Below are 19287 nucleotides of genomic sequence, written 5' to 3' on the forward strand. Positions count from 1 at the left end.
TTCCGTAGCGCATGATTGCAAATACATTCATCAAAAGACCCGTAACGGCCATTGTGGTATCCATCTTATTGGTACTGACAGGGAGTGTGTGTATCCTGAATCTGCCTGTGGACCAGTATCCGGATATTACCCCGCCAGTAGTACAAATCAATGGACAATATATCGGCGCCGATGCACAAACCGTAGAGCAAACCGTTGCCACACCCATAGAACAGCAGGTGAATGGTACGCCCGGCATGGAATACATGCAGAGCAACAGCTCCAACAACGGCAGCATGCAGGCCAACATCACCTATAACATTGGAACAGATATCGATATCGCTACGCTGGATGTACAAAACCGCGTGAGTATCGCCACGCCATTGGTGCCCAGCGCCGCTACGCGACTGGGTCTCACCGTGCGCGCGGTAAATCCCAGTATGCTGATGATGGTGGCCATCTACTCACCCAAAGGCACACACGATATTACATTCCTGGATAACTACACCAATATCTTCATCCAGGACGCCCTGTTGCGTGTGCCCGGCGTAGGTACCATCAACAGCTTCGCGGATAACTTCAGCATGCGCGTCTGGATGAACCCGGAAAAAATGGCGTCTTATAGTCTGACACCGCAGGATATTATTAATGCCCTCAACGCCCAGAACGTACAGGTAGCCGCCGGTTCCGCCGGTGTGCCGCCACAATCCAAATTGCAAACGTTCGAATTGGGCATACTCGTCAACGGCCGCCTCAGCAAAGTATCTGAATTCGAGAATATCATTGTGAAAACGATCCCCACCACCGGTGCATTGGTATACCTGAAAGATGTAGCCCGCGTGGAATTGGGTAAGTTCAGCTTCTCCAGCAACTCATTTGTCGACGGACACCGCGCGTCCTACTTACGCATCTACCAGGCCCCCGGCAGCAACGCCCTCAAAAYGGCGGAAGGCATTTACAATCAGCTGGCACAGCTGAAACAATTCTTCCCCGCCGATGTGGAATACAAAGTGCCTTTTGAATCAGTGACCGTCGTGAAAGTATCCATGAGCGATGTGGTAGTAACGCTGCTAATGACGCTGGCACTGGTAGCCGTGGTGGTATTTGTTTTCCTCCAGAACTTCCGTTCTACGCTCATTCCTGTACTGGCGATACCCGTATCCATCTTCGGCACGTTCTGCTTCTTTATTCCGCTGGGATTTACCATCAACACCCTCACCATGTTTGGTTTTGTGCTGGCCATCGGTATTGTGGTAGATGATGCCATTATTGTGGTAGAAGCGGTACAGCATTATATGGATGAAAAGGGGATGTCGCCCAAAGAAGCCACCTATTACGCCATGAAAGATATTTCAGCGCCGGTAATTGCCATTGCGCTGATATTGGCCGCGGTATTTGTGCCAGTAGGATTTATACCGGGCATCGTAGGACGCTTATACCAACAGTTTGCGATTACCATCGCCATTTCGGTGATCATCTCCGCCTTTGTGGCTTTATCGCTTACGCCGGCGCTTTGTACGTTGCTGTTGAAACCTACGCCTCCCGATGCTAAGGAAAAAGGCATCGCGAAGTTCTTCGGCGGATTTAACCGCTGGTTTGACCGCATCACCAAAGATTATGTAAAAGGAGTAGATAAGAGCATAAAACGTGCAGCCGTGATMGTGGTATTGCTACTGGTGATCTGTGCAGCTGCATTCTTCCTGTTTAAGCAGAAGTCGTCAGGTTTCATCCCCTCCGAAGATGATGGTAACCTGTACGTTACCTTCCAATTGCCGCCGGCTTCTTCTACCGTTCGGTCGGTGCAGGTGATGAGCAAGCTGATGAAGGTAGTGCAGGAAACGCCGGGCGTAGGCCACTATGCGGCGTTGTCGGGGTTGAATGTGATCAACAACGCGTCTAACTCCAATGCCGGTACTATTTATTTACAACTCAACCCCTGGGATGAGCGTACCCGTACCAGCGAGAAGGTGCCCGGTATCATCACGGAATTACGCAAAAGAATTGCGGATGCAGGCATCAACGATGCCAATGTGGAAGTCGTGCAGCCTTCTCCGTTACCCGGTGTAGGCGCTACCGTTGGGTTTAGTATGCAGATAGAACAACGCAGCACCAACGACGACCTGCACGCCTTTGAAAATGTAGTGAACCGCTTTGTTACGGAAGCCAATAAGAATTCGGCTATCACGGGGGCTTATAGTTTCTACAATGCACATACGCCGGGTTTCAGTGTGAACGTAGACCGCGAGAAATGCGAAAAACTAGGCGCCGATATAGGAGATGTATTCACCACCATACAGGCGTTTATGGGTAGCATGTATGTCAACGACTTTACCACCTATAACCGCACCTTCCACGTGGTAGTACAGGCGGATACAGCCTATCGCAATGTGATCTCAGATCTGAACAAGTATTACGTCAGAAACCAGGCCGGACAGATGTTGCCACTGGGTACCCTGGTGAGTTATAAGCCTATTGAAACGTCACCGTTAATCTCCCACTTCAACATCTTCCGCTCGGCGGAAATTGATGGGGTGTCCGGCAACGGTTATAGTACTACAGAAACCATTGCAGCGCTGAAAGAGGTAGCGGCAAAGGTGCTGCCCGCCGGCTATGCGTATGAATTTTCCGGGTTGAGTTACGAAGAAATAAAAGCAGGTTCTACGACCATTTATATCTTTATTTTCTCCATCACCTTCGTGTTCCTGTTCCTCTCTGCCTTGTATGAAAGCTGGTCGGTGCCGTTCTCCGTATTGCTGGCAGTGCCTATCGGTGTATTCGGCGCCATATTTACGCTGTACCTGGTACCTGGACTTACCAACAACGTATATGCACAGATCGGTATGATTACTTTGATAGGGTTGGCGGCAAAGAATGCGATCCTGATTGTGGAATTTGCCAAAGTGCGGGTAGACAGGGGCGAAGATCTGATTCAATCCACACTCGAGGCAGTAGGACTTCGTTTAAGACCTATTGTAATGACTTCCATGGCATTCATCCTCGGGGTATTGCCGTTGGTACTGGCTACCGGAGCAGGCGCGGTATCGCGCCAAACCATTGGCTATACGGTGTTAGGAGGTATGATTGCGGCATCTACCATTGCCATCTTTGTGGTGCCGGTATTGTTTGTGGTGATCACCCGCTTATCATATGGTAAGAAGAAACTGGCGTGGCTGAAAGAACATCACGAAAGCCTGATGGAAAAGGCCCGCAAACTGGAAGAACAAAACATTGATCCGGAACTGGAATTTGAAATAAAACGGTCCCGCGATTTTAATAATACTGCCGGCGAATGATAGCAAGTACATTCATAAAAAGACCCGTAACGGCGATCGTGATCTCTATTGTGCTCACGATATCCGGTCTTATTTGCATGTACAACCTTCCGTTGGATCAGTTCCCGAAAATCACGCCGCCAGGCGTTAGCATCTCTGCGAACTATACCGGTGCAGATGCACAAACGGTGGAGCAAACGGTGACCATTCCCATAGAAGAGCAGGTGAATGGGGTGCCGGGTATGATGTATATGCAGAGTACCAATACCCAAACCGGTTCGGCAAATATCAGTGTCACCTTTAATGTAGGCACCAATGTAAATATTGCTACGCTGAATGTTCAGAACAGGGTAGGACTGGCATCGCCCATTTTACCATCCGTAGTAGGACAGCTGGGCGTAACAGTTCGGGCCCGTAACCCGGACCAGTTAATGAATCTGGCCATCTATTCTCCCAAGGGGACGCATAATATCAGCTTCCTGGATAACTACACGAGTACTTTCATCGTAGATGCGTTGCTGCGTGTGCCGGGTGTAGGCGATGTGCAATCGCGCGGTAACCCATTCAGCATGCGCATCTGGATGGACCCTAAGAAAATGGCATCTTATGGATTGATGCCAACAGATGTCATTACGGCGTTACAGCGACAAAATGTATATATCGCTGCCGGCGCAGTAGGTGCGCCTCCGCAGCCACTGGATCAAACCCATGAGTATACGATTGTAGTGAATAGTATGCTGAGTAAGCCGGCAGAATACGAGAAAGTAGTGGTGAAAAAAATTCCGGCTACCGGGGAATTGGTTTACCTGAAAGACATCGCGAGGGTAGAACTGGGCAAATTTAATTACGGCAACCAGGGCTTTGCCGATGGCAAACCTGCCACTACGGTAATGGTGTATCAATCGCCCACCAGTAATGCGCTCCAAACGGCGGAGAATGTGTACGCGGCGCTGGCAGAATTAAAGAAGTCGTTTCCGCCGGATGTAGATTATGCGGTACCATTTGAAAATGTAACCATCATCAAAGTATCGATCAGCGAAGTAGTGAAAACATTGTTTGAAGCATTGGCGCTGGTGGTGATCGTGGTGTTCCTGTTTTTACAAAACTGGCGCTCTGCCATTATTCCGATTATCGCGATTCCAGTGTCTATTATCAGCACCTTTATTTTATTTATTCCGTTAGGTTTTACTATCAATACGCTCACCCTGTTTGGCTTTGTGCTGGCTATTGGTATTGTGGTAGATGATGCCATCATTGTGGTGGAAGCAGTACAGCATTTTATTGACAAAGAGGGGATGTCGCCCAAAGAAGCTACTTACCGCGCTATGAAAGAAATATCGGCGCCGGTAATTGCTATTGCACTAATCCTGGCGGCAGTATTTGTGCCGGTAGGTTTTATCCCCGGGATTACCGGAAAGTTATACCAGCAGTTTGCCATTACCATTGCTATCTCCGTGGTGTTGTCGGCTTTTATTGCGTTGTCGCTCACACCAGCGTTGTGCACCCTGTTGCTGCGGCCATCTAAGGTGAGCAAAGACTCCAGAAGTATCAACAAATTTTTCTATCGTTTCAATGATTGGTTTGACCGGATTACCATCAGGTATTCCCGTGGCGTGAAATACTGTATCAAATATGCAGGGTTGGTAGTACTAACATTGGCGATTATTTGTGTGGCCGCTATCTTTCTCTTTAAAACCAAACCTTCCGGCTTTATCCCTTCAGAAGATGGCGGCCGCGTATTGATTGGCATTCAGTTACCGGAAGGTACTGCTACCACACAAACAGAAGAGTTACTGAGGAAGATCATGAAGATCGTAGACGAAACGCCGGGTGTTTTACACTATAACGCTATCTCCGGGATGAATGTGTTAAGTGGTGGTGCAACGTCCAACGGGGCCAGTATCTTTTGTATGTTGCAACCCTGGGATGAACGTACTACACCAGAAACACAGATTCCGGGTATCATGGCAGTGATTAAGAAAAGAATTGCGGCGGCAGGTATAAAAAATGCAGGTATAACAGTCAATGCATCTCCAGCTATCAGGGGATTGGGTACAGCGGCTGGCTTTAGTATGCAGGTAGAACAAGGTAGTACCAACGATGATATCCACGCATTTGAAGCGGTGATGAATAAGTTTGTGGCAGCGTTAAAAAAAGAACCGGCAACCGCTACGGCGTATTGTAACTATGCCGCACATACGCCGGCGTTTGAGTTGTCGTTGGACCGTGAGAAATGCCAGAAGCTGGGTGTCAGTGTAGCCGATGTATTCAGTACTATTCAGGGATATATGGGCAGCCGGCTGGTGGGGAATTTTACGTTGTATAACCGTACCTATCGCGCCATTGTGCAATCGGATACGGCTACCCGTGCCTTGATCAGTGACCTGGAAAGATATTATGTAAGAAATGCTGCCGGAGAGATGTTACCACTCAGTACCCTCGTTAACTACAAACCTATTTCCACTGCACCGTTAATTACGCACTTTAATATTTTCCGGTCGGCAGAAGTGGATGGCTCTACGCCTGCCGGTTATAGCACGGGACAAAGTATAGAAACGCTGAAAAGAGTGGCTGCCAGGGTATTACCCAGAGGCTATACGTATGAGTTTTCCGGGCTGAGCTACCAGGAAATTCAGGCGGGTTCTATGACGGTATACATCTTCCTGTTCTCCATCATCTTTGTATTCCTGTTTTTAGCTGCTTTATATGAAAGCTGGTCGGTACCTTTCTCGGTGATGCTGGCGGTGCCTATCAGTGCTTTCGGGGCAATTTTCGCGTTAACCACCATGCCGGATTTGTCGAATAATGTATATGCGCAGATTGGATTGATTACGTTGATTGGTCTTTCTGCCAAGAATGCCATTCTGATTGTGGAGTTTGCCAAAGTACGGGTAGATCGTGGAGAAGATCTGATTAAGTCTACCATCGAAGCGGTGAAGCTGCGTTTGCGCCCTATTATCATGACTTCCCTGGCATTCATCCTGGGTGTAATGCCGATGGTGTTAGCTTCCGGTGCGGGGGCACAGTCGCGGAAAACGATCGGTGTTACGGTGCAAGGTGGTATGGTGGCATCTTCCTGTATAGCTATTTTTATTGTGCCGGTATTATTTGTGTTATTTACCCGGTTAAGTTATGGGAAGAAGAAGTTAGCCTGGTTGAAAGCACACCACGAATTACTCATGGAAAAAGAGCGGAAAGTGGAAGCGCTGGTGATTGATCCGGAGTTAGAATATGATATTGCGCAGGCGCGTGAAGAGCATAAAGCATAAAGTAAGTGGATATTGTCTGAGAACAGGATTATATTGTTCTCAGACAATATCCACTTGCTTTACGCTTTCAGTGCCAGCACAAAGTTGCTCACTGCTTCACCAATTGCCGCTGGTGAGTCTTCCTGCACATAGTGAATACCTGCAACTGTTACTTCCTGCTGATTCTGCCAGGTACGGCAAAACTCCAACGCCCTGCCTACGAGCAATGCACCCGGTGTTGCGGAGATCAATAATTTAGGTAAATCATTTTTTGCCATCCATTGCCCATACGCTTCTACTATGGCTGCAATATCTGCTGGTGCGCCATCAATGGGGAGGGATCTTGGGAAGATGAGGGTAGGCAGGCGATCCGCTTCTTCACGGAAGGGCGCACGATAAGCTTCCATTTCGGCATCATCCAGTTTTCTGATAATACTCTTGGGCAATACTGTTTCTATGAAGAAGTTATTTTTCATAATCATTTCTTCTCCTTTATCCGACAGTAATGCACGGAAGATGGTATCTCTGCCGGGAGGGAAATCTTCCCAGCGTCTGGGTTGTACAATGGCTTCCATGTAGGCAATGCCCTGTATTTGTTCCGGGTGGCGAAAGGCGCGGTGGAAGCCTAATGCAGATCCCCAGTCGTGCAATACCAGCACGATGTTTTTTTTCAGCCCTACTGCCTCGAACCAGGCGTCGAGGTAGGCCACGTGGTCAGTGAACTGGTAGCGTTTGTCGGGTGATTTTCCGGATTGTCCCATCCCGGCCAGGTCGGGGGCTAAGCAGCGGCGATGTTTACTTAGCCACGGGATAATGTTACGCCATAAAAAAGAAGAGGTAGGATTGCCATGCAAAAAAACTACCGGATCTCCGGCGCCGGTGTCAATGTAGCTKATCTCTGTGTCCAGCGCCCTCACGCTTTTGCGTGGTAATGTATCGGTATTGCTGATAGTTGGCTCGGTTATGAAGTCGGACGTAGTTGTTTTCATCTTTGCTTGATTTGTGAAACAAAACTACATGCCGCAGTGATAGGTGATTAAGTCCATTTACGCGATTCCAATAAGACCACTTTCCCATTAGCGGGCAGCGAGCTGGAAACAACCATGTAACTTTTCGATACCTGTTTTTAACTTATAGGGAGAATAGGCCGTGAAGCCCAGCAAAATAGCCGGTGGCAGGGGATGGGTGGTGGTGAACCAATCGAGGAATACTGCGGATAACTGCGCGGTTTTGATGGCCTGTTTTAAAGCGTCGATATCAACGCCCGGTTTTATCCAGCATAGCAAGTGCATACCGGCCGGCACCTCATGCACGGTTACATACGCAGGCAAGCGACTTTTAAGGAGCGTCATCAGCGTTTGTTGGCGTTCGGCATATAGCAGTCTCATTTTACGGATATGGCGCTGAAAATGGCCTCCTTCAATGAATTGATATAAGAGGTATTGTTCCATGGCTGGCGATTGCCGGTCCATGTTATCCTTCATCACTTTGAACCTTTCCACTAATGCCGGGGAAGGAAGTACCAGATACGCCAGCCGTAGTCCCGGAAAAAGTACTTTACTGAAAGTGCCCGCATAAATCACCCGGCCATGGGTATCCTCACTTTGCAAACAGGGCAGGGGCATGCCTTCGTAGCGGTATTCACTATCGTAATCATCTTCCAGTATCCAGCTGTTGTTGGCAGCAGCCCACTCCAGCAGTTGTTTTCTTTTTTCGGCAGAAAGAACATAGCCCGTGGGGAACTGATGAGAAGGGGTTACATACGCCAGTTTCGCTTCCGGATAATGGGTTTGTGCATAATGAATATCCAGCCCATCCGGCTGTATAGGTATCGGACACTCTTTTATACCGGCATGTGAAAAAGCGCGGCGCGCACCATGATAGCCCGGATCTTCCATCCATACGGGATCTCCCGGTTGCAGCAGGCCTTGCGCTACCAGGTTGAGACTTTGTTGCGAGCCTGTTACTACCATCACCTGGGTGGCGTCGCAGGTAACGCCTCTGGCTAATCGCAGATAGGTGGCAATAGCTGTACGGAGCTCCCATAAGCCAAGCGTATCTTCATAGCCAAGATGATATCGCTTCAAATCCCGCAACACGTTGTTACCAATTTTCTGCCAGATATGATAAGGGAAGCGATCCAGCGATGGCATCCCCATTTGAAAAGGCTGGGCGGTGATACGATCGCCGGGTTTTTTTTCCGCAGCCGGTGGTAATACTTTTTTTGCCACCGCTACCTTTTTTTCGGAACCGCGATGCACCTGTAACAGTTGCTCCGGCTGTACGCTGGCCACAAAAGTGCCCGCGCCGGTTTTACCTTCGAGGTAACCTTCTAAAATGAGGTATTCGAAACACTGACTCACAATCACCCTGGATACGCCCAGTTCCGCAGCGAGCTCTCTGCTGGAAGGAATGCGGTTGCCTGGCTGGAGTTGTCCGGCGGTAATTAAAGCTTTGATTTGTTGGTATAACTGCATGTATAAGGGAACGTTGGAATCCCTCGAAAGCCGTATGCCTGCCGGCATAATCACAGACGATGCTTTGGCCATAAGCTGCCTTTATTTCATCACAAGATACCCCGATTTTTTGCTTTCGGGTTATGTTGTACATTCATCTTCAAATACAGACCAATGGAAGCACCGAAATTACCTGTGATCACCTTAGGTGCGCAGGAAGGCCAGACACTTTCTATAGCTGGTGGAAATTACCGCATACTGATTTCAGGAAAACAAACCGGCGGCGAATTCGCTACCATCGAAATGACGGTGCCTCCCGGCGGAGGACCAGGGCCACATGCACACCCCGACTTCCAGGAATCTTTTTATGTGATAGCAGGTGCGGTGGAAGTGCAGTCGGAGGACGGTGTTTATGAAGCCTCTCAAGGTGCCTATATCGTGATTCCCAAAGGAGGCATGGTGCATGGGTTCAAAAATAAATCCAGTGAGCAGGCCAAATTGCTTTGTACGGTAGTGCCTTCCGGCCTGGAAGAAATGTTTCTGGAACTAGGGGTGCCCGTAGCCGAAGGAACGTTTTTGCCACCACCGGTAATGGACGAGGCGGCCAGGCAAAAATTAAAAGAGCTGTTGGAGAAATACGGACAGAAAGCGTATCCGCCCGATTATTTCAGCACGTTGAAAAAATAATTAACGATCCCATTGTTCCAATACACCTTGTCGCAATATCCGGATACTGTTCTCCGCCTCGGGTAGACTAAAATGTCCGAAACCCAGCCGCATAGCGGTAAGCGACTTATGCTGATACAGCAATGTTTTAGGAATGAACAGGTTGTTTTTAGCGCACGCTTTGCTCAGTTGCATCAGGTTAACCGGTTGTTTCCAACGTGTCCACACGGCTAAGCCACCAGCCGGTTTTTTAAAGTCGATGAATTCAGGCAGTTGTTCTTCTAGTATCGTCACAATGTGATCACGTCGTTCCTGATATACTTTCAACGATTTTTTCAGATAGCGGTGTATGTCTCCCGCTTCAATCATCTCCCCTAACACCTGCTCCATCAGTACATCTCCCTGCCGGTCGATGATGCCGAGATGTTTCCGCATTTCTGTCATCAGGTTTTCCGGCGCTACAATGAAGCCCGTTCTAAACCCCGGTGCGAGCGACTTTCCAAAGGCGCCGATATATACTACCATCCCGTGACTGTCAGCGCTGGCCAGTGGGAGTACGGGACTATTGTCGTAATGAAAGTCATAATCGTAATCATCTTCCAAAATAATAAAACCAAATTCACTGGCTAAATGCAGGAGTTCAATGCGCCGGGAAGCGCTCAGGGTAACGGTGGTAGGGTAGTGGTGATGCGGTGTGATGTATAGCATTCTGATTTTATGCCGCCGGCAAATATCACGCACGGCGTCTACATCAATTCCTTCTTCATCAATTGGCACCGACATAATACTGGCGCCGGATTTCTGAAAAATCATGTTCACGGAAAAGTAGCTGAGCGAGCCTACCAGTACGATATCTCCGGGCGATAATAATATTTCTGATGTGATAAACACGCTCATTTCCGTGCTGCGGGTGATGAGGATATTGTCTTTGGAAATATGTAGTCCGCGGGATTGATTCAGGTAGTTCGACAAATGCTGTTTAAAAAACTCGCTGCCATCGTGATTGTAGTAGCCCAGTTTTTTGTGATTGCTTTTTCTTTTCAGGTTTGCGCTGTACAGGCTGGATAGCTGGCTGATTTGCGTAAGCCGGATGTCCGGGGTGCCGTCGTTAAACACGTACTCGCAGGAAGAGTGTTCAAACGGGTTGTCCAGCAGATTGGATTTGGTAAAAGAGAAGCCGGTCTTTTTCGGATAATGTGCCAATTGGTGCTCGGCGGTATTCCTGATTTTTTGTGGTCGCGGATCTATTTTACCGATGATGAAGGTGCCTTTGTTGGGGCGTGTTTCCACCCATCCCTGGGCATCCAGTTCTTCATATACGGCCACCATGGTGTTCCGGTTTACATTCAGTAGTTCGCAGAAGTAGCGGGTGCCAGGCAGGCGGGTGCCGGTGACGAGGAAGCCGCGCTGGATGGCGTTGATCAGCTGATGGGCAATCTGTAAATAGATGGCCGTACCGGATTGCCGGTCTATCTGCACAAAACTTTTATAAGGAACCTGACCCGGACCACTCATATTGTTATTAGAAAGATGGTGAAATAGTCCGGCAAGGTATTTTATTTACGGCATTCATTATCTACATAAATTATTTTATAATATATAAATMCGGTAATTTTTATGATATCGGGAGAAGGGAACCGCCAGCAGTGCCCTTGTTTTGCAGTTATTGGCCAGCGGAAAATTAACCGGACTAGCTAAAATGTGAAAACTGGCCTAGGTGGATCATCCGGTAAGTGGCTACTTTTGGCCGGAAATCGTTGAATATGCAAGACTTACTACAACAGATTGTTGGTCGCGATACCCTGCATGCACGCTGGTTAAATACCCTTTCCTTTATGGAGAATGCCGGCGCCCGGAAAATATCCGCCTGCGAAGATCCGGTGCGGGTAGATTTTATTCAGCTTAAACATGCAGCAGAAGAGCATCGCCACGCCTATTACCTGAAAAAACAGATCGCTAAAATAGATACGGAAAATTGCAAAACCTATCAGCTGCATGAATTGCTGGCGCCGCATCAAACCCGGCAATACCTGCATCAGCTGGATGTACAAGCCTGCCGCTATTTGAAAAATGCTTTCGGTTTATCAGGACAAGCGCTGAAATACGCCGCTTATCTCTTTGTTACCTACGCCATAGAAGTGCGTGCCGACCTGCTTTATCCGGTATACCAGGCCGCGCTGGATCAGGCGCAAAGCAAGGTGATGGTACGTTCTATCATTCTGGAAGAAGAAGGCCACCTGGAAGAAATGATCAACCAGCTCAATCAGTTTGATGCTAACTGGGAAGTACATGCCCGGCAGGTACAGGCGCTGGAAGAACAGCTGTTCAATGAATGGCTCGCCGCCATCGGCCAGGAAATGCACCAATATGCCTGATCACGGCATCCAATATTATCATCCACTCAATCACACATCATGACATCTGCCATCAGAAATACCTGGACCCTGGAAGAAATACAGGCCATTTACGACCAGCCCTTGATGGAACTGGTTTACCAGGCTGCTACCATTCACCGCCAATGGCACTCGGCAAAAGAAATTCAGGTATGCACGCTGTTATCTATTAAAACCGGCGGATGCCCGGAAGACTGCTCCTACTGCGGACAAGCAGCCAGGTATCATACTGATATCAAAGTACAGGCCTTGCTGCCTGTGGAAACCGTATTGGGACATGCACAAAAAGCAAAAGAAACCGGATCTACCCGTTTTTGCATGGCCGCCGCCTGGCGCGAAGTAAGGGATAACAAAGACTTCGACCGCGTGATCGACATGGTAAAAGGTGTGAATGATCTGGGCCTGGAAGTATGCTGCACACTGGGTATGCTCACCGAAGAACAAGCCGTACGCTTACAGGAAGCAGGATTATACGCGTATAATCACAACCTCGACACGTCAGAAGATTACTATAAAGAAATTATTTCCACGCGGAAATTTGATAACCGTATCAATACCATCAACAACGTGCGCAAAGCCGGTATCACGGTATGTTCCGGCGGTATCATCGGATTAGGGGAAACACATCGCGATCGTATGTCCATGCTCCTCACGCTGGCCACGATGCCGAAACACCCCGAATCAGTACCTATCAACGCGCTGGCCAGAGTAAAAGGTACGCCACTGGAAGATAATCCTAAAGTAGATGCCTGGGATATGGTGCGCATGATTGCCACCGCAAGAATTGTGATGCCTGCTTCTACAGTACGTCTCACTGCGGGTCGTATTGAAATGACAGAATCTGAACAAGCCTGGTGCTTTATGGCCGGTGCTAACTCTATCTTCACCGGTGAGCGCCAAACCTTGCTGGTAACGCCTAATCCGGGTGTATCAGAAGATATGCAGATGCTGCAAAACCTCGGATTGGAGCCGAAGTTGAGTAAGAAGGAAGTATCTGCCTGTTGAGGGAGCTTTTAGCAGTTAGCTTTTAGCTTTTAGCAAATGCAGCGAAGAATATGTGATATTGGTCTTCGCTGCATTTGCTAAAAGCTAAAAGCTAACTGCTAAAAGCTGTTTCGCAAGCTTACCCAGTTGTTTTAATTTTGCTTTCACATCTTCCGACCACGGCATACCAAAATTAAGCCGCATGCAATTAGTATACTGGTCCTGTAACGTAAACATCCGTCCCGGCGCAATACTCATGCGGTGTTTAATAGCGAGGTCATATAATTCCGCTGTATTAATACGTTCATCAAATTCCACCCAGATGGCCAGTCCGCCTTGCGGCCTGCTGGTCTTCGTTCCTTCCGGAAAATGTTGCGCGATGGTTTGTACATAGTGATGATAGTTCTCCTGCAACGTCCGGCGAAGTTGCCGTAAGTGCTGCTCGTATTTACCGGTTTTGAGAAAATTACCCACAGCTTCCTGCATCAGGGTAGTGGCTGTAATGGTATGCACCAGTTTTAGCTGCAACAGTTTTTCTTTGTACTTCCCCGGCGCTACCCAGCCTACACGATAGCCTGGCGCCAGCGTTTTAGATACAGAGCTGCACCACAACACATTCCCCGTTTTATCGTATGCCTTACAGCATTTGGGACGATGGTTATCAAAGTATAAATCCCCGTAGATATCGTCTTCAATGAGCGGAATATGGTGTTCTTCCAGTAATGCCACTACTGCCTGTTTTTGTTCATCAGGCATACAGCTTCCCAGCGGTGTGTTGAAGTTGGGCGCCAGCAGGCAAATATTCATGCGGGGAATAGCGGCTCGTAACGCCGATAGCTGGATGCCGGTGGTAGGGTGTGTAGGTAATTCCAGTACTTTGAGTCCCAGGCTTCTGATCAGTTGCAGGGTGCCGGGAAATCCCGGACTCTCTACCGCTACCGTGTCACCAGGTTTTCCCAATGCCATCAGGCAGAACGATAATGCGCTCATACCGCCGGCGGTGGTGATCAGGTCGTTTTCGTGTAAATGTCCGCCCCAGGCGAGTGCGCGCATGGCAATGGCACTGCGCAATTTTACATTGCCCTGCAGTGGTTCATACACCGTACCGCCGTTATGTATCAGCGTGGCCTGCATAATTTCTTTTTTCAGGCGGGCCAGCGGCAGCAGCGCGGCGGCAGGTGCTCCCTGTGAAAAGAGTGTGAGCTTGTCGTTGCCCATATTAGCGTACACCGCGCTGACCAGTTCATCCGGTTCATTCATGCTGGCCATGGCCGACGGACGACTCATAGCCGGCAGCGGCAGTTTTGAATAGGGGAGCTGGCTCACGAAATAGCCGGACTGCGGCTTCGCGTATATGAGCGACTTCGCCTCCAGTTCAAGAAATACCCGTTTCGCGGTGTTCATGCTGATGCGGTGCTTTTCGCATAACTCCCGCACGGACGAAAGTCGCTCGCCCGGTTTTAACAGGCCCCCTTTGATCTGCGTGGCAATGCCATTGGCAATCTCATCGTATATAAAGTCCCTGCCCATGCTGTAAATATAACTGTGTCCATGTTAATTGACAAAACTGGGACTGTGTTTATCGCTGTTTTTTCTGTCACTTTGTATAAATTAAAGTAATGGAAAGTCAGTTATTAGTTGAAAAACGGGCGGCGACCAGCAACAGCGGCTGGATCAACGGATTCATAGGCGTAGTGATATTCAGTGGTTCCTTACCGGCTACCAGAKCGGCGGTACTTGATTTTGACCCGGTGTTTGTTACGGTTACCCGTGCCACCATCGCAGGGTTAATTGCATTGGTGATGTTATGGATAGGCAAGGAAAAGCGACCTGCAAAATCGCAGCTTTTCTCATTGGCCATTGTCGCGATAGGCGTAGTAGTGGGTTTCCCTTTGCTCACGGCGTTAGCGTTGAAATATGTTACCTCTGCTCACTCTATTGTATTCGTAGGGCTGTTACCGTTAGCCACTGCCATCTTCGGTGTATGGCGGGGTGGAGAGCGTCCTAAACCGGCATTCTGGCTGTTTTCAGTTGCCGGAAGTTTACTGGTGGTAGGGTATGCGGTATCTCAGGGGCTTTCCGCTTCACCAGTAGGAGATGTACTGATGTTACTGGCCATTATTGTATGCGGATTGGGATATGCTGAAGGTGCGAAATTATCAAGAACAATGGGTGGTGCGCAGGTAATTTACTGGGCGTTGGTATTGTCGTTACCAGTGATGTTACCGGCCACGCTGTTGTTGTTACCGGCTACATTTAGTGGCATCGGCGCTGGTGCGTGGTTTGGACTGGGCTACGTATCGCTATTCAGTATGCTGATTGGCTTTGTATTCTGGTATCGGGGACTGGTACAGGGAGGTATTGCGGCAGTAGGGCAACTACAATTACTGCAGCCGTTTTTGGGATTGGCGCTGGCGGCAACCTTGCTGCACGAGCAGGTGAGCATAGGAATGCTGGGCATCACGGTGGGGGTGATTTTATGTGTGGTTGGTTCCCGGAAGTTTGGGAAGTAGTGATGATTTTTTTAGGAAGATGAATACCTTGGTCAGTTCGCTTGTCAACAAATTATTCAATGATGCCTTTGGCTTTTAGTGAGCTAACAAATGCTTCGCAAGTTGCTTTTGATTTGCCATAGATGTGAATATAAGCTGCTGGTCTGTCGAACCATGTTCCTTTGTGAATCCTGATATTGTTTTCGACGATACTCCAGTGATTAAAGTAGTCGTTTGCTTTTGGGTTGACGATGGCATTTGATACCAATTCCCAGAATGCGGCATTATCTTTTAAATTATAATAAGCGGGATGCTCATACATATTGCTTTCATACTGCGATATTTCTGCCACATAGTTTTCGATAAGATACTGAAAAGAAGAAAAGATGGGGTTTACTGATTCATCCTGGTTATTATACGTACATATTTCTCCTGTTTCGCTTAGCACAAACCAGCATGGTGCCGTTTCGTGATCTCCACAGAAAAAATAAGATCGTCCTTTTATTTTTACCTGCTCTATAGCTGTATTGGAGGCTAGATCAGTTTGAGAGAATAGCCGTGCACGAAAGGTGGAGCCGGGCTTACCGGGAATCGTCAGTTCGAGCCCCGAATAATTCAGCTGAAAATCAATCACACTATCAAAAGGCACAATGTTCTGACGTTTTAAATAAGCGACAATTTCCTGGCGGTCTTTTATTACGTATTGTGGGTCCCGCGTGGCTTTATTTAAATAGGAGATGGCTGGATTTGAATGTTTCATTGCGATAGGAAGACGTTTATTTTTCTAATGGTGCAGTAGCCGGAAGTGTGTGCCGATGTTTGTTACCCCACTCACTCAGTTGTTTAAAAATAGGTCCGAAGGCCATGGCCATTTCAGTCAGTTCATATTCTACACGGGGCGGCACTTCGGCGTATACGGTACGTTTTACAAGGCCGTCCTGCTCCAGTGCCCGCAACTGCAGGGTGAGCATACGTTCTGTAATAAGGGGGAATTCTTTCTTCAGTTCATTAAACCGGTATTTCTTTGTCTCCAATTTGCTGATGATCAATATTTTCCATCTCCCACCGATCTTATTCACGGCGTAAGTCAGATCACATTCCACCATAAATGCTTCGTTACGGGTATATGTCGAGTTTTGCTTTCTGGTAGCCATTAGTTACATATTTGTAAGTACCCCACAATTGGTTGTACAGCATATAAAATTAGTAGCTACCCCGTACTTTTACAAAAGAAATTTTTGCGCGCAAAGCATTTAATTAAAATATCGTTCACTCATTAAGATAAGAAAGTATGGACTTGTATTTAAAAGGAAAAACAGCAGTGGTTACCGGCGCCAGCCAGGGTATTGGTCGTGCCGTAGCGAAGGAATTGGCATTGGAAGGAGTAAAAGTATTTGTGACTGGTAGAAACGAAGACCTGCTACGGGAATTGAAAGCAGAGATAGTAGCAGCGGGTGGTCTGGAGCCTGTCACCTTTGCACAGGATTTCGTGGCGCCGGATGCGGCGCAGAAAATTGCGGCAGCGGCTTTCGCCGGATTGGGAGTGGTAGATATACTGGTTAATAATGCGGGCCGCAGTAATCCGCTGGATATCGTTGCATCAGATGAAGGATGGAGTGCGTCTATGATCCTGGACTTTGAGCGTCACCGGCAATTGACGCAACAATTTTTGCCACATTTTATAGAACGGAAGCAGGGAGCTATCCTGAATACCATCAGTACCTTCGAATTGCGGGTGATGAATGGATCGGCGGTGTATAAGGCGGCGCTGGTGGCGTGGTCTAAGCAGCTGGCCGGCGAAGTAGGCAAGTATGGTATACGGATCAACAATTTGCAACCAGGATTAATTGATACGGAAAATATCCGTCGTTTCTTCAACGAAGAAGAGCGCAAGGCATTTGCGGCGCAACAAATTCCACTGGGCGATTTCGGGGAAGCGCAGGACATGGCGAATATGGCTGCTTTCCTGGTATCACCGCGTGCTAAATATGTCACCGGCACCATCGTGGCGGTGGATGGCGGCATGCATCACAGTGCGTTTTAATAGAGATGACGGTATAAAAAAAGTCCTGTCACCCGAAGCGTGACAGGACTTTTTTTATATGCCGGATACCTTACCGCACCACGGTAATAAACCCTTTCATCACGCCGGCGCCATCGCCGAGGTCGATGATATAATAATAGGTACCTTCTGCCAGTGGCGTACCGTTTATGGTAGCACCCCAGTTGTTGGTATAACCTTTTTTAGTGTACAGCATTCTTCCGGCACGATCAAATATCTTCACCTCATTGTTGGGGTACATATCGATATTTTTAATGATCCAGTAATCATTAATACCATCACCATTGGGAGATAGCAGGTTGGTKGCAGACAGGGCATGTATATCTACCTTCACTTCCAGCGTAAACGTTTGGGTACTTGTTCTGCCATATTGGTTTTTGCCGGTAACGGTATAGGTAGTAGTGGTAGCCGGACGAACTGTTAAGGTAGCGGTATTTTGTCCGCTGACAATGCCATTCGCTGTGGTCCATTGATAAGTAGCAGCGCCGGAAGCTGTCAGCATAGCGGTTTCTCCTCTGCTGATGCTGTTGCCTTTATTGCTCACAATGTCAATAACAGGGGCCGGGTTATCGCGGATCACCAGGGTTCGGGTAACCGGCGTGGCTGCCAGGTAATTGTTGTTGCCATCCTGACTGGCGGTTATCTGAACGGTACCAGACTTGAGGATTTCCACTTCATTGCCATTGATCACCCTTGCGATGGTGGGGTCACTGCTAACGTAGCTAACAGGCAATCCTGAATTCGCGGTGGCGGTGAGTGTAAATGCCGGATCAGTCGATAACTTATCGGATAACGCTGCAAATTGAATGCTTTGACTGGCCTGGGTGATATGCAGCATACCGTTTGCAAACTGAATATCGTAATTCAGGGCAGTTGCTCCTATGGGTGTAATGGTATAGTCGCCCGGTACGGAATGTAGATCGGCAGTGGTGTTGAATTTCAACGGTGTAATAAATACAGCGGCGTTATCGCTGCCGGTAAATCCGTTGTAGCTGGCTGTCATCAAAGGATTCGCAACGCCGTACATGCGGCTTTGGTTATCAGCTGTAATGAGGAGCGTTTTTTTACCGATGGTTAAATTCGCACCAACGTAATTAACCTGATAGTTGTTATTGAGTGCCAGGGTGCTTTTGTTGATACCATACGTTCCGGTATTCTCACCGGTGGTTCTGTTGAGTGTACCCGTGAAAGCATCTCCGGCTACTAGTGTCGGTGTAACCGTGTACGTGAGTGCCGGATCAGCATCGCCGTAAGTTTTGCTTTTGGCATCAGCGGTAACTGTTACGGTTTTAGCGCCAATGGTGAGATTATTACTGGTATAGTTCAGGATATAATTGTTATTAAGAGACAGGGAGTTTTTATTGATACCATATGTTCCGGTATTCTCTCCGGTGGCTCTGCTGAGTACACCAGAGAACGCATCTCCAGCTACTAGCGCCGGCGTAACTGTATAGGTGAGTGCCGGATCGGCATCACCGTAAGTTTTGCTTTTAGCATCGGCGGTAACAGTTACGGTTTTCGCGCCAATGGTGAGATCATTACCGGTATAGTTCAGGATATAATTGTTATTAAGAGACAGGGAGTTTTTGTTGATRCCATATGTTCCGATATTCTCTCCGGTAATTCTGCTGAGTGCACCAGTGAAAGCATCTCCTGCTACTAATATCGGTGTAACCGTGTACGTGAGTGCCGGATCAGTATCGCCGTAAGTTTTGCTTTTAGCATCGGCGGTAAC

The 19287-nt window shown here is 48.2% G+C and carries 14 protein-coding genes; 7 read left to right on the forward strand and 7 right to left on the reverse strand.

Features of this window, described 5'->3' with window-relative positions; genetic code table 11:
- Nucleotides 1-11 precede the first annotated feature (11 nt).
- Nucleotides 12-3272: an efflux RND transporter permease subunit gene (locus AC1DFM_RS32345; protein ID WP_477080921.1), complete on the forward strand. Its 3261-nt coding sequence runs from the start codon at nucleotides 12-14 to the stop codon at nucleotides 3270-3272.
- On the forward strand, nucleotides 3269-6520 hold the full coding sequence (locus tag AC1DFM_RS32350) for an efflux RND transporter permease subunit (RefSeq protein WP_477080922.1): 3252 nt from the start codon (nucleotides 3269-3271) through the stop codon (nucleotides 6518-6520). The genes AC1DFM_RS32345 and AC1DFM_RS32350 overlap by 4 nt, the downstream gene beginning before the upstream one ends.
- Before the next feature lie 59 nt (nucleotides 6521-6579).
- Here the strand turns inward: AC1DFM_RS32350 and AC1DFM_RS32355 are convergent, their stop codons facing one another.
- Entirely contained in the window at nucleotides 6580-7488 is a 909-nt protein-coding gene (locus AC1DFM_RS32355) for a haloalkane dehalogenase (protein WP_477080923.1), read from the reverse strand.
- Between the two features lie 87 nt (nucleotides 7489-7575).
- A complete protein-coding gene (gene pdxR, locus AC1DFM_RS32360) occupies nucleotides 7576-9048 on the reverse strand; it encodes a MocR-like pyridoxine biosynthesis transcription factor PdxR (RefSeq protein ID WP_477080924.1) in 1473 nt (490 codons plus the stop codon).
- An 81-nt stretch (nucleotides 9049-9129) separates the two neighbouring features.
- On the opposite strand from pdxR, the gene AC1DFM_RS32365 reads away from it, so the two are divergent.
- Entirely contained in the window at nucleotides 9130-9642 is a 513-nt protein-coding gene (locus AC1DFM_RS32365; RefSeq protein ID WP_477080925.1) for a cupin domain-containing protein, read from the forward strand.
- Here AC1DFM_RS32365 and AC1DFM_RS32370 read toward each other — a convergent pair whose 3' ends face one another.
- Entirely contained in the window at nucleotides 9643-11136 is a 1494-nt protein-coding gene (locus tag AC1DFM_RS32370; protein WP_477080926.1) for an aminotransferase-like domain-containing protein, read from the reverse strand.
- Between the two features lie 248 nt (nucleotides 11137-11384).
- Between AC1DFM_RS32370 and AC1DFM_RS32375 the strand changes: the two genes are divergently transcribed.
- Together AC1DFM_RS32375 and bioB are read left to right on the forward strand one after the other, a co-directional pair.
- On the forward strand, nucleotides 11385-11996 hold the full coding sequence (locus tag AC1DFM_RS32375) for a hypothetical protein (protein ID WP_477080927.1): 612 nt from the start codon (nucleotides 11385-11387) through the stop codon (nucleotides 11994-11996).
- 39 nt (nucleotides 11997-12035) lie between these two features.
- Nucleotides 12036-13019 (forward strand): biotin synthase BioB, encoded by a 984-nt coding sequence (gene bioB / locus AC1DFM_RS32380; protein WP_477080928.1) that lies wholly within the window; start codon nucleotides 12036-12038, stop codon nucleotides 13017-13019.
- An 84-nt stretch (nucleotides 13020-13103) separates the two neighbouring features.
- Here the strand turns inward: bioB and AC1DFM_RS32385 are convergent, their stop codons facing one another.
- Nucleotides 13104-14528, reverse strand: a complete 1425-nt coding sequence (locus AC1DFM_RS32385) for an aminotransferase-like domain-containing protein (protein ID WP_477080929.1) — start codon at nucleotides 14526-14528, stop codon at nucleotides 13104-13106.
- Between the two features lie 89 nt (nucleotides 14529-14617).
- On the opposite strand from AC1DFM_RS32385, the gene AC1DFM_RS32390 reads away from it, so the two are divergent.
- Nucleotides 14618-15511, forward strand: coding sequence for a DMT family transporter (locus AC1DFM_RS32390; protein ID WP_477080930.1), 894 nt, complete (start codon nucleotides 14618-14620; stop codon nucleotides 15509-15511).
- Between the two features lie 52 nt (nucleotides 15512-15563).
- Here AC1DFM_RS32390 and AC1DFM_RS32395 read toward each other — a convergent pair whose 3' ends face one another.
- Together AC1DFM_RS32395 and AC1DFM_RS32400 are read right to left on the reverse strand one after the other, a co-directional pair.
- Nucleotides 15564-16250 carry a hypothetical protein gene (locus AC1DFM_RS32395; RefSeq protein ID WP_477080931.1) on the reverse strand — a complete coding sequence of 229 codons (687 nt, stop codon included), beginning with the start codon at nucleotides 16248-16250 and terminating at the stop codon, nucleotides 15564-15566.
- Between the two features lie 16 nt (nucleotides 16251-16266).
- The gene (locus AC1DFM_RS32400) at nucleotides 16267-16644 is read right to left on the reverse strand and encodes a winged helix-turn-helix transcriptional regulator (RefSeq protein WP_477080932.1); all 378 of its coding nucleotides are present in this window, start codon (nucleotides 16642-16644) and stop codon (nucleotides 16267-16269) included.
- Between the two features lie 137 nt (nucleotides 16645-16781).
- On the opposite strand from AC1DFM_RS32400, the gene AC1DFM_RS32405 reads away from it, so the two are divergent.
- Nucleotides 16782-17534, forward strand: coding sequence for an SDR family NAD(P)-dependent oxidoreductase (locus AC1DFM_RS32405; RefSeq protein ID WP_477080933.1), 753 nt, complete (start codon nucleotides 16782-16784; stop codon nucleotides 17532-17534).
- Nucleotides 17535-17604: 70 nt separating this feature from the next.
- Here AC1DFM_RS32405 and AC1DFM_RS32410 read toward each other — a convergent pair.
- The coding region (locus tag AC1DFM_RS32410) for an MBG domain-containing protein (protein WP_477080934.1) at nucleotides 17605-19287 on the reverse strand (1683 nt) is incomplete at its 5' end.

It is taken from the genome of Chitinophaga sp. 05T412 (assembly GCF_056396465.1).

Bases quoted from the DNA above. Each gene is read 5' to 3' on its own strand.
- bioB (WP_477080928.1), top strand. From the start codon at position 12,036: ATGACATCTGCCATCAGAAATACCTGGACCCTGGAAGAAATACAGGCC.
- AC1DFM_RS32400 (WP_477080932.1), bottom strand. From the start codon at position 16,644: ATGGCTACCAGAAAGCAAAACTCGACATATACCCGTAACGAAGCATTT.
- AC1DFM_RS32365 (WP_477080925.1), top strand. From the start codon at position 9,130: ATGGAAGCACCGAAATTACCTGTGATCACCTTAGGTGCGCAGGAAGGC.
- AC1DFM_RS32395 (WP_477080931.1), bottom strand. From the start codon at position 16,250: ATGAAACATTCAAATCCAGCCATCTCCTATTTAAATAAAGCCACGCGG.
- AC1DFM_RS32370 (WP_477080926.1), bottom strand. From the start codon at position 11,136: ATGAGTGGTCCGGGTCAGGTTCCTTATAAAAGTTTTGTGCAGATAGAC.
- AC1DFM_RS32405 (WP_477080933.1), top strand. From the start codon at position 16,782: ATGGACTTGTATTTAAAAGGAAAAACAGCAGTGGTTACCGGCGCCAGC.
- AC1DFM_RS32385 (WP_477080929.1), bottom strand. From the start codon at position 14,528: ATGGGCAGGGACTTTATATACGATGAGATTGCCAATGGCATTGCCACG.
- AC1DFM_RS32350 (WP_477080922.1), top strand. From the start codon at position 3,269: ATGATAGCAAGTACATTCATAAAAAGACCCGTAACGGCGATCGTGATC.
- pdxR (WP_477080924.1), bottom strand. From the start codon at position 9,048: ATGGCCAAAGCATCGTCTGTGATTATGCCGGCAGGCATACGGCTTTCG.
- AC1DFM_RS32375 (WP_477080927.1), top strand. From the start codon at position 11,385: ATGCAAGACTTACTACAACAGATTGTTGGTCGCGATACCCTGCATGCA.